The organism is Streptomyces sp. NPDC001401 (genome assembly GCF_042895385.1).
Classification (GTDB): Bacteria; Actinomycetota; Actinomycetes; order Streptomycetales; family Streptomycetaceae; genus Streptomyces.
Genome location: NZ_JBIAWI010000014.1, coordinates 173253 through 188068, shown reverse-complemented (window position 1 = coordinate 188068; position 14816 = coordinate 173253). Strand labels below are relative to the sequence as shown.

Genomic DNA, 14816 nt, shown 5'->3' with positions numbered 1-14816 from the left:
ACACGCGATCTCGCTTCATCTCACTTCATCGTCAGGAACCGCTGCACCAGCGAGGCCAGCAGCACCGCCAGCAGCGGCAGCGAGAACCAGAAGCTGCTCTGCAGCCACCGCAGCTGCCGCACACCCGGCCGCACCGCGACCCGCACCACCTCGCGCGCCGTCAGCAAGACGATCAGCGCGAGGGCGGCCAGGGCGCCGACGACCGACCACGGCGTCCAGGTGATCTGCGGTCCGATCGGACCCGGATCCGGCTTCGGCACCTTGCCCGCGGGCTGCTTCTTGAGGGCGTAGACGGTGGCGTCGTCGTTGACGTAGACCTTCTTCAGCTCGGGCCGCTGGTCCAGGTTCTGGATGAGCCGGGGCTCCCAGGTGTCCGAATAGCCCACGTCCATCTGGAGATAGGTCGTCTGGCTGGCGTTGACCATCAGGTACGAGTTCGGGCCCGCGTCCTTGAGCGCCTTGACCAGCCCCGACACCAGCACCGGGTCGGCCGGCGCGAGCGTGGGCACGTAGTTGACCCGCTCCATGTCCTTCGCGCCCCACGGCATCGCCGGTGTCACGTCGTTGACGGTGTCGTTGCTCAGCCACAGCAGGCGGACGGTCGGCCGGTCGTGGGCGTACACGTAGTCCATGGCCGCGACCTCGCCGGGCCGGACCCGTTCGAACGGCTCGTTGCCCCAGCGGGCCACCAGGAAGCCGCCCATCAGGAGCAGTCCCGCCAGCAGTGCGGCCAGCGGGGCCAGGCTGACGCGGTCCTTGTCGCGTTCCTCGGCGGTGACTCCGGTGCGCGGGAACAGGGCGAGGCCGGCCAGCAGGGCCGCGCCCGGCACCGCGAACATGAAGACGCGCAGGGCCATCTCGCCGCCGTACGACTGCATGCCGAAGCCCAGGAACGGCACGAACGTCAGCACCAGCAGCGAGCGCTCGCGGTACTTGTGGTCGCGCCGCCGCCACCAGCCCCAGCAGGCGAACGCCATCACGCCGCCGGCCAGCAGCACGCGCGCGTACAGGACGAGCTTGTGGGTCGAGTCGCCGCCCTGGATACGGCCGGAGACCGACGTGGAGACATTGCTGCCGACGCCGCCGACCCCGCCGAACAGCTCGTTGAAGTGCCCGGACCAGTAGGGCTCGGCCATGAAGCCGATCCACACCGCCACCACCACGGCGAACAGGATGGGCAGGCCGCGCAGTTCGGACCTGCCGATCAGGACGAGCGCCGCGAGCACGCCCAGCATCACGAACGGGGTGAGCTGGTGCGCCGGGACGCTCGCCATGAACAGGCCGATCAGCACCCCGAGCAGGACGGCCTTCTGGCGTCGGCTCGTCGGCTCGACCTCCGCCTCGCCCGGCCGTTTCTTCGTCCAGATCACCCGCGGCTCACGGAACCAGACCAGCAGGATGGCGACGAAGGCCAGGTAGAGGAGGTAGGTGAAGCCCTGCGGGGAGAAGTAGTCCTGGCCGACCCAGCCGCTGAGGACGAAGATCCAGATGCCGGTCCACTTGGCGCGCCAGCCGGCCCGCAGGGAGCGCACCAGCAGGAACATCGGGGCCAGATACAGGAGCTGGATGGTCAGCGGCCACCAGCGGATGACCTCGGTGAGGTCCGTGATCCCGCAGGCCTTCGCGACGAACGCGGCCACCGCGAAGAATCCCGGCCAGCTCCAGCGCGCGTCCAGGTCGGGTACGGCGGACCCGGTGCGGTCGATGTAGTCGAGGAACCCGAGGTGCTGCCAGGCCGTCGGGAAGCGCGGCTCGGTCTCGATCACCGCGGGCAGCGCGTGCAGCGACACCACGGTCGCCAGCAGGGTGATGAGCAGCAGCGCCTTGTGCTCACGGCCCAGCCACAGCAGCGAGGCGAACACCGCCACCAGCAGCGCCGCCCCGATCAGCGTCGGCAGCGGCAGCACCGAGATGAGGCCGAGCCCGCCCATCCGGTCCAGGTCCGCCTCGCCCAGCCGCAGCGCGGGCACCCAGTACAGCAGCAGCGCGGCCACCAGCAGACAGCCGAGGACGACGCCCAGGCGGGTGGGCTGCAGCCGCTCCCGCCACGAGAGCGACGGCGGATCGGGCACTCGTACGGGCGCCTCTTCCTGTACGGGCTCCTGTACGAGCGACGCCTCCGCCTCTCGTACGGCCTCCTCGCCCGCGTCGAAGCCCGCGCCGAAGCCGGGCTCGAACTCGGCCTCGAAGGGCGCGTCCACCTCCATCTCGGCCGGTCCCAGGGAGGCTTCCGAGCCCGGCTCGCGCTCCTCGACGGGCAGGCCGACCTCCGGGTTCTTCGCCCAGGTCGGCCGGTGGTCGGCGCGCACCACGGGCGTGCCGGTGGGCGGGGTGCCCGGGCCCGGGCGGACGTCGGGGCGGCGCTCCAGGTGGTCGAAGTCGACGTGGATGCCGAGCGCGAGGGTGTCGCTGTCCAGCGCCCAGGCCGGGCCGCGCCTGCGGGGCTTCTCGGTGGCCGGAACCTCGCGCGCCCCCAGGTCGGCGAGGTCCCCGTCGGGTGCCGTCTCCTCGGGGACGGCGGCGGCCGGTGCGGCCCGGACGGTCCGGTACAGCTTGGGCGCGGCGATGGTGACGATCACCGCGAGGGAGGAGATCTCGGCGACGCCCGCGCCGGTCAGCCCCATGCGGGGGAGCAGCAGCAGCGTCAGGCCGAGCACCAGAACGCACAACAGGCCCTGCAGCCAGGCCAGTCCGGCGGTACGGCTCTGCGCACGCAGCACCGCGAAGTACGTCTCCATGACGACCCGGAGCAGCGCGCCGACCGCGAACCAGCGCAGCAGCGGCGTCGCCGCGTCCGCGTAGCCCTGGCCGAAGACGCCGAGGATCCACGGCGCCCCGATGAACAGCAGCCCGCAGATCGGCAGCATGATCCGCGCCATGCGCTTCAGCGCCGCCCGGGTGTTGGCGGAGAGCCGGCCCGGGTCGTGCGAGCCCTCGACGGTCAGCGAGGCGCCCATGTTGATGGCGAGCAGGTTGACCGTGCCGCCGATCGTCGTGGTGATGTAGAAGTACGCGTTGTCCTCGGAACTGACCTGCGAGGCGATGATCACCGGGATCAGATAGACCACGGCGAGCGAGAACAGCGAGCCGGTGTAGTCGCCCGCCAGGAACCTGCCGATCTCCTTCAGCGTCGGCGGTTTCGCATGCTCCGCCGTGGCCTCGATCTGCCGGGGGACCAGCCGCCGGAACACCAGCAGCCCGAGCGGCACCACGGAGGTGGCGATCGCCAGCACCCAGGACACGAAGACCCCGGTCGTCGGCATGCTGACGGCGAGTCCGACCAGCAGCGCCAGCTTCACCGCCGAGAACACCGTGTTGCCGACCGGCACCCACGGCGCACTGCGCAGCCCCGTCAGCACCCCGTCCTGCAGCGTGAGCAGGTTCCAGGAGGCCACGGCCATGATGAAGCCGAGGCCCTTGATCGGCCCGTGCAGGAAGTGGTACGACGGCCCCCAGGTGCTGAGGGTCAGCAGGAAGACCCCCGCCGCGAACGACACGACCACACAACTCGCCGCGTACGTACGGAAGATGAGGCGCCCGGTGGCACGCCCGGCGACCGGGATGAAGCGGGCCAGGGCGCCCGTCAGGGTCACCGCCGTCAGCCCGGCCAGCAGCTTCATCGCGGCGATCGCGGCCGAACCCTGGCCCACCGCGGACTCGGAGTAGTAGCGGGCGGCCAGCAGCCAGTACCCAAGGCCCAGCACCGCGGAGATGCCGGTGTTGAGCATCAGGGCGTAGGCGTTGCGGAACAGCGGGCTGCCGCCCTTGGCCCTGCCCATTCCGGGCAGCCGGAGACGGCGCCCCGACTGCTCGGGCGCCTCGGTCGCGGGCTGCTTGGCCTCGGTCGTTGTGGTCGTGTCAGACACGGGAACGGATGGCCTTCCGGCGGACCTGTCGTGCTCTGCGGACCAGGGCGTACCCCTTGGTGAGGGCACGGTCCCCGGCGAAGGTGCGGGCGATCGCGCGGCCCTCGACCAGCCGCTCGAACTCCTCGACGCCCGTGCTGCGGCGCACGGTCACCCGCTGCAGGGCGTACGGCCCCTGCCGGCGGCGCGCGAGGCCGTTGCCCACGGCGAGCGCCTGGGCGTACCCCGTCTCCCGCACCGCCTCGCGCACCCGGCGGCTGGAGTAGCCGTACGGGTAGGCGAACGAAGCGGGGACGGTGCCGAGTTCGTCGGCGACGATCTCCTTGGAGTGGATCAGCTCGTGCCGCAGGCTGTCGTCGTCGAGCTGGTCCAGCTGCGGATGGGTGTGGCTGTGCCCGCCGATCTCGACGTCCGCGGCGGCCAGTTCGCGCACCTGGTCCCAGTCCAGCATCGTGTCGAGGCCGCCCCCGGTGTCGTACGCGCCCTTGATCCAGCCCGTGGAGACGAACAGCGTGGCCGCGAAGCCGTGCTTGGCGAGCACGGGCAGGGCGTGCCGGTGCACGCCCTCGTAGCCGTCGTCGAAGGTGATCAGGACCGGGCGCGCGGGCAGTGGGCGGCCCGACCGCCAACTCGCGGCCAGATCCGCCGTGTTGACCGGGGTGAGCCCCAGGTCGCCGATGAGCGCCATCTGCTCGGCGAACGCCTCCGGCGCCACCGACAGCGCGCGCGTGGCGTCGTTCGGCGCGGTCGCGACCGAGTGGTACATGAGAACCGGCACGGGCGCTTCACTCATGAGATCCCCCCTCGATCTCCACCGCTGATCTCCACCACCGAGAACGTGGCACCCCCCTTGCGGGCCCGGACGCTCCCCACCACGTACCCACCCGCCGCGGTGAGCACCCCGGCGACGATCGCACCCGCCCGCCCCGCACCGCCCGGCCGGGCCAGCACGGCATCGCGCAGACCCCGCACCACACCGGCCGGCAGCACCCTGGTGGTGTACCGGCGCTCGGACTCAAGTCCCTTGTCCGCACCCACACTTCGCGCCACCAGCGCCTTGGACAGTCCCTCGGCGTACGCACGCGTGCGGAAGTACCCGAAGTGCTCGCGCGCCTCGGGCACCCGGTGATGGATCACCGCACGGTCGTCGATCAGCAGGACCGCGTCCGGTCTGGCGCGGGTGAGACGGATGCACAGCTCCGTCTCCTCGCAGCCCAGCGGGCGCTTGTCGCCGTCCCGCCCGATACCGGTCGCGAAGCCGCCCGCGGCGTCGAACGCCGTACGACGGAACGAGGCGTTGCCGCCCAGCACGTTGCGCACTCGGACCAGGCCGGGCGGCAGCCCCTTGTACGTGCAGCCCACCACCCAGTCGAACTCCTCCGGGAACCACGCCGGACGGCGGCCCGACGCCCAGATCGGCATCGTACGGCCGCCGACGGCCATCACCCGCGGATCGGCGTACCCCTCGGCGAAACGCCGCAGCCACTCCCGCTCGGCCACGGCGTCGTCGTCGAGGAACGCGATCACCTCGCCGCGCGCCGCCGCGATACCGGTGTTGCGCCCGGCGGACAGACCGCGAGGACCCGCGTTGGCGAGCACCAACACGTCCTCGGCTTCCTTGTACTCCTTGGCCAGCCGCTCCAGCAGAGCCGGGTTGTGGTCGACGACCAGCAGGGTCTCCAGGGCAGGGTGCGACTGCGCCCGCACCGATGAGACCGCCGCGAGGATGTCCTCCCAGCGGTCCTCGGTGTAGACGCAGATCACGACGGAGATGTCGAGATCGCTCAAGACACCTCTCCCCGCACCGAGTCGAGCCGATCCGAGTCGATCATCGGCGAGTGGTGTTCCTGGCTGCGCAGCTCGCGCCGGTTCGACCGCTCCTTGAGGATCACCTTGAGCACCCGGAACCCGTCCCGCACGGCCCGCAGATTGCTCGCGCCGTGGATGCGGAGGTACTCGTAGCTCGGGATCTCCTGCACCTTGAGCCCCGCCTTGACCACCCGGATGTTGATCAGGGTCTCGATCTCGAACCCGGTGCAGTCGAGGGAGATCTTGTCCAGGCAGTGCCGCCAGAACGCGTTGTAGCCGTAGCACAGGTCGGTGTAGCGGGCGCCGAACTTGCGGTTGACGATGGTGCACAGCGCCCAGTTGCCGAGCTTGCGGATGAACGTCATGTCGTCGGTGCCGCCGCCGTTGGCGAAGCGGGAACCCTTGGCGAAGTCCGCGCCCGAGACCAGGGCGGAGACGTACGACACGATCTCGTTGCCGTCGGCCGAGCCGTCCGCGTCGACCATCACGATGATGTCGCCGGTGCACGCCTCGAATCCCGTGATCAGGGCATCCCCCTTGCCCTTGCCCCGCTGCTCGACGACCTTGACGTTCGGCCACAGATCGCGGGCCACTTCGACGGTGTCGTCCGTGGAATTGCCGTCCACCAGAACGACTTCGTGTATCCAGTCCGGAAGTGTCTTGAACACGTACGGGAGATTCTCCGCCTCATTCATGGCGGGGATCACCACACTCACCGGTGGCGCAATGGCCAGGTGAGAAGAGATCGGCCGGTATTTGCTGGCAATTGACGGATCTTGGCCCGTTGTCGCCGGCCGCAGAACAGAACTCATGAGTCTGGTCCCTCTCGTCCGGTGGACCGCCCGCCCCTGGGCGGCCCGGCTTCGTGTCCGGTTCGAAAGGGGGGTTTCACGCCCCTGGCATGACGAAATGGATCTACGTGCACGCCGAGGCGAGCTGGCAAAGCTGGCCGTCTGCCGCAGAACGGCAGCCGGTCGCGCGGCACGACTCGGTCACAAACGCGGTCACCGAGCACGGCACCCCCCTACCGCGCCCCGCCCCGGATCCATCGCGGTCCTTGAGCCCTCCCCTAGAGCCGCTCGATGATGGACCGTTGCGGGTGAGATGTACGACGGTATTGACGATTGAACCCGTATGGCAAGACCTGGAACGAGGCCTCACCTTTTTGTTGGTTTGACCGTTACACAACCCAGAAGAAGGAGAAAACTGATCACGGTCACTGCGATGATTGCGCCGCGCACCGACCATCGGTGAACGGCCAGCATGCCCTGCGCCACCAGCATGTTGAGAACGATTGCGCCCGCGACCGCGGCGAGTGTGCGGCCGAAGCGCTCCAGCCCGCGCAGCGCGGCCCCGATGGCCGTCGCGGGCGCGGCGAGCAGGAAGAACAGGGTGAGCGGCCCGCGCAGGGGTGAGTCCGAGTCGGCCAGCGCCAGCAGCGCGCCGAATCCCCCCACGGCCGTCGCGGCGCCCGCGAGCAGTGGCGACAGGTCCCTCCCCGGTCCTGGTCGCGCCCGCTCGTTGCTGTCTGCTGAAGATCTGCCGTCTGTCGGAGATCCCTTGGCAGGTCTCTTGATACGGATGGTCTGCATTGGCGACTTTGCCCCCCAGCGCGCCGGATGCCGGACTTCAATGTCGCGCAGCGCAAGAGGGGGCGTCAAGACACGGAACCCTCCCACACCTGTTCTCATCCATCTTTAAACATGTGTTCCCCGGAGGCGCCGGCTGCCTCCGGGGAACGCCGTGGTTCAGGTCGGGCGGGCCGGTCGCGCCGGTGCTACGACACGACCTTCAGGAGCTTGTTCGGCGAGCCGGAGCCCGCGCTGGTGACCACGCCGGAGGTGGCGCCGTTCACCAGGGCCGTGGCGACCTGGGCCGGGGTGGCCGAGGTGTGGCCCGCGAGGTAGACCGCCGCGGCGCCCGCGACATGCGGGGTCGCCATCGACGTACCCGAGATGGTGTTCGTCGCGGTGTCGCTGGTGTTCCAGCCCGCCGTGATGGAGGAGCCGGGCGCGAAGATGTCCAGGACCGAGCCGTAGTTCGAGTAGCTGGCCTTGGCGTCCGAGCTGGTGGTCGCGCCGACCGTGATCGCGGTGGAGACGCGGGCCGGGGAGTACGAGGAGGCGTTGGCGGAGCTGTTGCCCGCCGCGACCGCGTAAGTGACGCCGCTGGCTATGGAGTTGGCGACCGCCGTGTCCAGCGAGGAGGAGGCGGAGCCACCCAGCGACATGTTGGCGACGGCCGGGCTGGTGTGGTTCTCAGTGACCCACTCGATGCCGTCGATGACGCCCGCCGTGGTGCCGGAGCCGCTGTTGTCCAGCACCCGGACCGCCACGATGTTCGCCTTCTTGGCTACGCCGTAGGTCGAGCCCGCGATGGTGGTGGCCACGTGGGTGCCGTGGCCGTTGCCGTCGGAGGCGGTGGTGTCGCCGTCGACCGCGTCGTAGCCGTAGGAGGCACGGCCGCTGATCTGGGTGTGGGTGATGCGCACGCCGGTGTCGATGACGTACGCCGTCACCCCGCTGCCCGCGCTGTCCGGGTAGGTGTAAGTCCCGGAGAGCGGCAGCGCGGCCTGGTCGATGCGGTCCAGGCCCCAAGGGGCGCTCGACTGCGTGGTGTCGGTCAGGTGGACGGTCTGGTTCTGCTCGACGGAGGCCACCGACGGATCGGCCGCGAGTCTCTTCGCCTCGGTGGCCGAGAGGGTGGCCGTGTAGCCGTTGAGCACGGTGTCGAAGGTCTTCCTGACCGTGCCGCCGTACTCCTTGATCAGGCCCTTGCCCGCGCCGGAGGCCGCCTTGAGGCCGGCGCTCTTCTTCAGCGTGACGATGTAGCTGTCCTTGACCGCCGTGGGGGAACCGGCGGCCAGGACCTTGCCCTCGGCCGGGGCGGCCTGGGCGGGGCGCGTGGTGAGTCCGCCGACGAGAGCGGCGGTCGCCAGACCGGTGACCGCGGCGAACCGGAACTTCTTGCTACGCAGTTGTGCCATTACGAGGGAGTCCTCCTCTAGGCGGCGCACGCCTGGGTCGGGCGCACGACTGTGGGGGGTGCGCGCGAGGTCGCACGCACGGCCCGGAACGTCGCGTTCCCGTCCCAAGCCGAAGTAAAGAATGGGTCATCTGCCGGTGTGGGACAAGGGAGTTGAGGAGCCGTCAACAAATCTGTCATGAGCACGTAATCAAACATGCGGTGAAGCGGCGGTGATGACCCGTCAGGAGCTGAAAAGTCTTGACATGGACACTTCCCATCGACACGTGTAATTGGTACGACGGTTATGGCAGAGATCCTGCTAAAGGGAGGTTCCATGAGACGTTCCCGAATTGCCGTTTTCGTGAGCTCGATCCTCCTCGCCGCCGGCACGGCCCTCACCGGGGCCACGGCGGCGCAGGCATCCGGGCAGGCCGCAGCCAGCGGCTATGTGGCCCTCGGCGACTCCTATTCCTCCGGGGTCGGGTCGGGCAGCTACATCAGCGCCGGCGGCGACTGCAAGCGCAGCACGAAGGCCTATCCCTACCTCTGGGCCGCCGCCCACTCACCCTCGACGTTCGACTTCACCGCCTGCTCGGGCGCCCGTACGGGTGATGTTCTGTCCGGACAACTGGGCCCGCTCAGCGCCGCGACCGGCCTGGTCTCCATCAGCATCGGCGGCAACGACGCAGGCTTCTCCGACGTCATGACGACGTGTGTGCTCCAGTCCGACAGCGCCTGCCTCTCCCGGATCAACACCGCGAAGGCGTACGTCGACTCGACGCTCCCCGGACAGCTGGACAACGTCTACTCGGCGATCAGCGCCAAGGCCCCGAACGCGCACGTCGTCGTCCTCGGCTACCCCCGCTTCTACAAGCTCGGCACCACCTGCGTCGGCCTCTCCGAGACCAAGCGGAAGGCGATCAACGACGCGGCCGACTATCTGGACACCGCCACCGCCAAGGTCGCGGCCGACCACGGCTTCACCTTCGGTGACGTCCGCACCACCTTCACCGGCCACGAGATCTGCTCCGGCAGTTCCTGGCTGCACAGCGTCGAGTGGTTCAACATCGGCGAGTCGTACCACCCGACCGCGGCCGGCCAGTCGGGCGGCTATCTGCCCGTCCTGACCAGCGCGGCCTGATCACGGCGAACGGCCTGATCACTGCGAGGGTGACGGCGAAGTACTGGGGGAGGCCCCGCCCGTCGGGGTCTCCGCCACACAGGTCACCGAGAACGGAACCGAGTTGGACGTCGTCTGCACCGGCGAGCGCACCTCGACGCTGATCGAGTTCCGGAAGGTCCCCGTGCTGTCGTAGGTCGTCACGAACGCCCTGTCCTGCTTGGTCCTGCCCCCGCCCGCCGGGAAGGACAGGGTCTTCCACCCCGGATCCATGACCTGGCCGTCCTTCGACAGCCAGCGGTAGCTGACCTCCGCCGGCAGCTTCCCCACCGTGAACGTCGCCGTGAAGGCGGGCGCCTGACTGCTCGGCGGCGGACAGGTGCCGGAGTACTCGGTGTTCGCGCCCGCGACGGCGACCTGCACGGACTGGGGCGTCGTACGACTGCTGCTGGGGCTCGGCGTGGGGCTCTTGGCCCCGCCGCCGCCCGAGTGGGTGGCGGTGGGCGGGTGTGAAGTCCCGCTCTCGGAGCGGGTGTTGTTGCCGCTCGCGTTCCCGTTGCCGTTGTCGCGGTTCAGCAGCGCGTACGTCAGCCCGGCCAGCGCCAGCGCGAGCACGACCAGGCCCGTGACCAGGAAGACGGCGGCCCGGCGGTTGCGCTGCGGCGGCTCGTTCGTGGCCGTCGTCGCGGGGCTCGGCACGGGCCGCGTCTGTTCGGCCGGGTACGGCATCGGAGGCGTCGGCGACTGAGGCTGCGGGAAAGCCGCGACCGTCGGTGCGTACGGCGACGCCTGCATGCCGTCCATGTGGGGCGTGCCTCCCGCTCCGATGATCCGCAGGTCTTGCTCGGCCCGGTCGGCCGGCAGCCGCTCCGCCGGGTCCTTGCGCAGCAGCCCCTCGATGACCGGGGCCAGCGGACCGGCCCGGTGCGGCGGCGGCAGCTCCTCGTCGACGATCGCCCGCAGGGTATTGAGGGGGGTGGCCTGGCGGAACGGGGAGTTGCCCTCGACCGCCGCGTACAGCAGCACGCCGAGCGACCACAGGTCGGACTCCGGACCGGGCGTGCGGCCCAGCGCCCGCTCCGGCGCCAGGAACTCGGGCGAGCCGATGACCTCGCCGGTCATCGTCAGCGCCGAGCTGCCCTCGACCTGCGCGATGCCGAAGTCCGTGAGTACCACCCGGCCGTCGTTCGACAGCAGCACATTGGCCGGTTTCACATCCCGGTGCAGCACCCCGGCCTCGTGCGCCGCCCGCAGCGCGGCAAGCACCTCGGCACCGATGTGCGCGGCCCGCTGGGGCTCCAACGGACCCTCAGCGTCCAGCAGCTCGGCGAGCGAAATGCCGCGGACCAGCTCCATGACGATCCACGGGCGGCCGTCCTGCGTGGCCACGTCGTACACCGTGACAACGTTGCGATTGGCGACCCGCGCGGCCGCCCACGCCTCGCGCTCCAGGCGGGCGTACAGCCGCTCGACGTCTGCGACCGCCAGCCCGGCGGGCGCACGCACCTCCTTGACGGCGACCTCGCGGTGCAGCACCTCGTCACGGGCGCGCCACACGGTTCCCATTCCGCCCTCGCCGAGGGGGGACAGGAGACGGTAGCGGCCCGCGATCAGACGTTCACTGCCCGATTCTTCGGACACGGGCGTCCCCCATTCGCATCCGTGTGTCTTCTCCACTCCGTGCGTTTTCATCACAAACGTAGCTCAGCCGAGTGCGGATGCCGCCCCCTTGAGCACCAGTCCGACCCCGAGGGCCACGACGAGGAACGCCGAGCCCAGGGGGGCGGTCCTGCGGACCAGGACCGCCGTCGGGTGGGTGGTCCAGCGGGGGCGCCTGTCCAGCACACGGTTCATCCCGGTACCCAGCCTGACGACTGCGAACCCCGCCGCGGTGAGGGTGAGGGCGAGCCCGACGCCGTACGCGACGACGAGCAGCAGCCCGAACCAGGCCTGACCGAGCGCCGCCGCGCCCACGAGCACGACGACCGCGGAGGGACTGGGCACGAGGCCACCGGCGAAGCCCAGCAGGATCGTGCCGCGGAGGGTCGGGGCGACGGAGTGGGTGTGGGTGAAGCCGCCGTGGGTGTGCTCGACGGTGTGCGAGTGGGGGTGGGGGTGGGTGTGGTCGGCGTGGTGGGTGTGGCTGTGGTTGTGATCGTGGCTGTGGTCGTGATCGTGATCGTGGCTGTGCGGATCGTCGTGGTCGTGATCGTGGGTGTGGCCGGGGGAGTGGGTGTGCGTATCGGCTGTCGCCGTGGCGGTCTCGGTGTGGGCGGCGACCAGGACCAGGGCGCGTTCCTCGGGCTCGGCGGTCTCGTGCGTGTGGGTGTGCCCGCCGGGGCCGTGCGGGTGCGGATGGTCGTGGTCGTGCGTATGCCCGTGGTCATGGGTGTGCCCGGGGCCGCGGTTGCGCCATGCCCGGCGTACGAGCGTTGCGCCCGCGCAGGTCACCATGGCGCCGCTTGCGATGCCCAGCCAGGCGATCACCGAGGGGGCCGCCGCCGAACCGGCCGTGACCAGGAGGCCGAGGGCGACCACGCCCAGGGTGTGGGTGACCGTGACAGAGGCGGCCAGGGGCATGACGTCCTTGAGGCGGGCGCGGCCCCCGCGGGCGGCTGCCGTCGCGGCCATCAGGGTCTTGCCGTGGCCCGGGGCGAGCGCGTGCATCGCGCCGAGGACGACCGCGATGAGCAGCGAGAGCGCGGCGAAGCCGATGGTGAGGTGGTGGCGGGCGACCAGGTTGTTCAGGGCCTGTGTCCAGCGGTCGGCGCCGCGCGGCAGCACGGACGCGGCAGGGGCGTGCTGCTCCTCCTCGACCAGGGCCGGTCCGCCGGGGCGTACGCGCAGCGAGGCCGACGAGGTGTCGGCGGGGGAGGAGAGCAACTCCTTGGGGTAGCTGGTGAGTTCGTGGGACACCGACGTCCTGGGTACGTCCGTCGCGGTGAGTGTCATGCGGTCGCCGCGGGCGGTGATCTCCCGCCAGCCGGGGCCCGAGGAGGCGCCCGCGCTGTGGAAGCCGAGGTTCACGGTGTCGGCTTTGGGGAGCGGCGCGGTCAGCCGGCACTCCACCCGGAGGGTGTTCAGGCCCGCCTGTCCGGGCCTCAGCTGCGCCTGGCTGCTGCCCACGGACAGCGTGGCGGCGCGCCCGTCGACGGTGACCTTGCTGCCGTCCGCCGCCTTCGCGCACCGCTCCCGCGCCCACTCGGCCATGCCGAGCCGCTTGATGTCCGGCTTGGCCTGGGTGGCCGGAATCTCGGCGAGGTCCTCGACGTGGTCGACGCGGAGCTTGCCGGGGGCGGCGACGAGGCCGTCGTAGCGGTTGACGGTGAAGTTGCCGAGGGGGTGCGCGCTCGCGCTGGTGGAAGGGAACAGCGCGAGCGCGCAGGCCGCCGTGAGGACGGCCCCGGTGGAGGCGAGCAATCGACGGGGGTTCACTTCGCCGCCTCCAGGTCTTCGAGGGCTTTACGGGCTTCACCGGCACCTGGCGGCGAGAAGCCGGGGTTCAGTTTCAGCGCCGCCTTGAGGGAGTTGACGGCGTCCTTCGCGTGGCCGGTGGCGCGTTCGATCATGCCGCGGTGGTAGATGAAGGAGGCGTTGCGGTAGCCGGTGGCCGTCGCCTGCCGCGCGTATGGGAGGGCTTCCTCGTCCTTGCCGTTGACATGCAGGGCCCAGGCCAGGGCGTCCGCGGTGTGCACGGTGTGGCGGCGGGCCCACTCGGCGCGGGCGGCGCGCAATGCCGCGGCCTTGTCGCCGTGGTCGGCCGCCGCGAGGGCGGTGTCGAGGTCGGCGTTGACGCCGTTGGCGCGCGCGAGCGCGATCCAGGCGTCGACCAGGGCGTACTGGTCGCGGGCCTGCGCCTTGTCGCCCTCGGCGCCGCGGTCCTCGTACATCTCGCCGAGTTCCACGAGGGGTTGGGGCAGCGGATAGCGGGCCACGAGCTGCTGCATGGACCTGAGCCCGGCCGCCTTGTCGCCGCTCGCGTACTCGGCGCGGGCACGGCCCTCAAGCGCCGGCAGGTAGTTGTCGTCGGCGGCGAGGGCGCGGGCGTAGTAGGTGAGCGCGGTCTTGTAGTCGCCCTGGTTCCAGGCGAGTTGACCGAGCTGGAAGGCGACGTACGAGACGTCGCCCGGGGTGCTTGCCGTGCCGAGCGCCTGTTCCAGGACCCGCCGGGCCGTCTTCACGTCGCCGCGCAGCTCGTGCACATACGCGTACCGGGTGAAGACCGGGATGCCCGGGCGCCGGGAGTCGGCGGTGTCAGCGGCCTTCGACGCGTCGGCGTAGCGGCCGAGTTCGACGAGGGCGTCGATACGGGAGGAGAGAGCGTTCTGGCTGTACGGGTTCTCCTTCAGGACCTGGTCGGCGTACTTCAGGGCGTCCTTGAAGTCGTGCCGGGCCGCGGCGAGAGCGGCCTGCCCGGTGACGGCCTGCTCGTTGCCGGACTTCAGGCCGAGCGAGCGCTTGAGGGCCTTCTCGGCCTGCGGGTAACGGGAGGGGTCGCCCTTGGTGCGCGCCTGCTCGACATAGGCCAGCCCGAGGCTTGCCCAGCTCCCGAAGTCCCGTGGCTGCGCCTTGAGATGAGCCTGCAGGGCGAGGATGCTCGCATCGATGTTGCCGCTGCTCAGCTGCGCCGGGGACATCGCACTGGGCGCGGCGGAGACGGTCGTGGTGCCGGAGTCCCGGATGGCGCCGTAGGCGATGGACCCACCGGTGAGGGCTACGGCCAACAGCGCGGCGAGCCCGGTCATCCGGCCGAGATGCCAACGCCGTCCGGCGGCGGCGACCCGCCGGACGGCAGCAACACGCTCGTCGGCGGACGCCCCCTCAGGGGAGCCGACGTCTGTTTCCGCCTCCGGTTCGGCACCGCCTTTAAGGGGCGCGGGGAACTGCGCGACCAGCCCACACGAACCCGCAGACGACCCACTGCCAGTCCCTGCGCTCTCCGCGGAGCTCTCCGTGTCGTTCGTACGCGGGGCCATCGCCCTCTCCTCAAGTGACGTGCAGTGCAAGAAGGTCAAGAAGGTTGCGGCTCGGGGCGGCGCGGCCCGCACCGTGGG

General features: G+C 70.5%; 10 protein-coding genes. 1 reads left to right on the top strand and 9 read right to left on the bottom strand.

Features of this window, described 5'->3' with window-relative positions; translation table 11 throughout:
• Window positions 1-20 precede the first annotated feature (20 nt).
• From ACFY10_RS37195 to ACFY10_RS37170, 6 genes are all read right to left on the bottom strand, one after another.
• A complete protein-coding gene (locus ACFY10_RS37195) occupies window positions 21-3866 on the bottom strand; it encodes a lipopolysaccharide biosynthesis protein (RefSeq protein ID WP_390669692.1) in 3846 nt (1281 codons plus the stop codon).
• The gene (locus tag ACFY10_RS37190; RefSeq protein ID WP_390669691.1) at window positions 3859-4659 is read right to left on the bottom strand and encodes a polysaccharide deacetylase family protein; all 801 of its coding nucleotides are present in this window, start codon (window positions 4657-4659) and stop codon (window positions 3859-3861) included. The genes ACFY10_RS37195 and ACFY10_RS37190 overlap by 8 nt, the downstream gene beginning before the upstream one ends.
• Window positions 4656-5654 (bottom strand): glycosyltransferase family 2 protein, encoded by a 999-nt coding sequence (locus tag ACFY10_RS37185; protein ID WP_390669690.1) that lies wholly within the window; start codon window positions 5652-5654, stop codon window positions 4656-4658. The genes ACFY10_RS37190 and ACFY10_RS37185 overlap by 4 nt, the downstream gene beginning before the upstream one ends.
• Complete coding sequence (locus ACFY10_RS37180; RefSeq protein ID WP_390669689.1) at window positions 5651-6487, bottom strand: glycosyltransferase family 2 protein; 837 nt, start codon at window positions 6485-6487, stop codon at window positions 5651-5653. Before ACFY10_RS37180 ends, ACFY10_RS37185 begins: the two co-directional genes overlap by 4 nt.
• Window positions 6488-6832: 345 nt before the next feature.
• The gene (locus tag ACFY10_RS37175) at window positions 6833-7267 is read right to left on the bottom strand and encodes a hypothetical protein (RefSeq protein WP_390669688.1); all 435 of its coding nucleotides are present in this window, start codon (window positions 7265-7267) and stop codon (window positions 6833-6835) included.
• Between the two features lie 185 nt (window positions 7268-7452).
• Entirely contained in the window at window positions 7453-8661 is a 1209-nt protein-coding gene (locus ACFY10_RS37170) for a S8 family peptidase (RefSeq protein WP_390669687.1), read from the bottom strand.
• A 315-nt stretch (window positions 8662-8976) separates the two neighbouring features.
• Here ACFY10_RS37170 and ACFY10_RS37165 point away from each other — a divergent pair, with 315 nt between their 5' ends.
• Window positions 8977-9783 (top strand): SGNH/GDSL hydrolase family protein, encoded by an 807-nt coding sequence (locus ACFY10_RS37165; protein ID WP_390669686.1) that lies wholly within the window; start codon window positions 8977-8979, stop codon window positions 9781-9783.
• Window positions 9784-9801: 18 nt separating this feature from the next.
• On the opposite strand, the gene ACFY10_RS37160 is transcribed toward ACFY10_RS37165, so the two are convergent.
• The 3 genes from ACFY10_RS37160 to ACFY10_RS37150 all read right to left on the bottom strand — a co-directional run bounded on the left by ACFY10_RS37160 (window position 9802) and on the right by ACFY10_RS37150 (window position 14738).
• Window positions 9802-11403: a protein kinase gene (locus ACFY10_RS37160; RefSeq protein WP_390669685.1), complete on the bottom strand. Its 1602-nt coding sequence runs from the start codon at window positions 11401-11403 to the stop codon at window positions 9802-9804.
• Between the two features lie 63 nt (window positions 11404-11466).
• Window positions 11467-13197, bottom strand: a complete 1731-nt coding sequence (locus tag ACFY10_RS37155) for a sulfite exporter TauE/SafE family protein (RefSeq protein WP_390669684.1) — start codon at window positions 13195-13197, stop codon at window positions 11467-11469.
• Window positions 13194-14738: a tetratricopeptide repeat protein gene (locus tag ACFY10_RS37150; protein ID WP_390669683.1), complete on the bottom strand. Its 1545-nt coding sequence runs from the start codon at window positions 14736-14738 to the stop codon at window positions 13194-13196. The genes ACFY10_RS37155 and ACFY10_RS37150 overlap by 4 nt, the downstream gene beginning before the upstream one ends.
• Window positions 14739-14816 lie beyond the last annotated feature (78 nt).

Bases quoted from the DNA above. Each gene is read 5' to 3' on its own strand.
- ACFY10_RS37175 (WP_390669688.1), bottom strand. From the start codon at position 7,267: ATGCAGACCATCCGTATCAAGAGACCTGCCAAGGGATCTCCGACAGAC.
- ACFY10_RS37150 (WP_390669683.1), bottom strand. From the start codon at position 14,738: ATGGCCCCGCGTACGAACGACACGGAGAGCTCCGCGGAGAGCGCAGGG.
- ACFY10_RS37165 (WP_390669686.1), top strand. From the start codon at position 8,977: ATGAGACGTTCCCGAATTGCCGTTTTCGTGAGCTCGATCCTCCTCGCC.
- ACFY10_RS37190 (WP_390669691.1), bottom strand. From the start codon at position 4,659: ATGAGTGAAGCGCCCGTGCCGGTTCTCATGTACCACTCGGTCGCGACC.
- ACFY10_RS37170 (WP_390669687.1), bottom strand. From the start codon at position 8,661: ATGGCACAACTGCGTAGCAAGAAGTTCCGGTTCGCCGCGGTCACCGGT.
- ACFY10_RS37180 (WP_390669689.1), bottom strand. From the start codon at position 6,487: ATGAGTTCTGTTCTGCGGCCGGCGACAACGGGCCAAGATCCGTCAATT.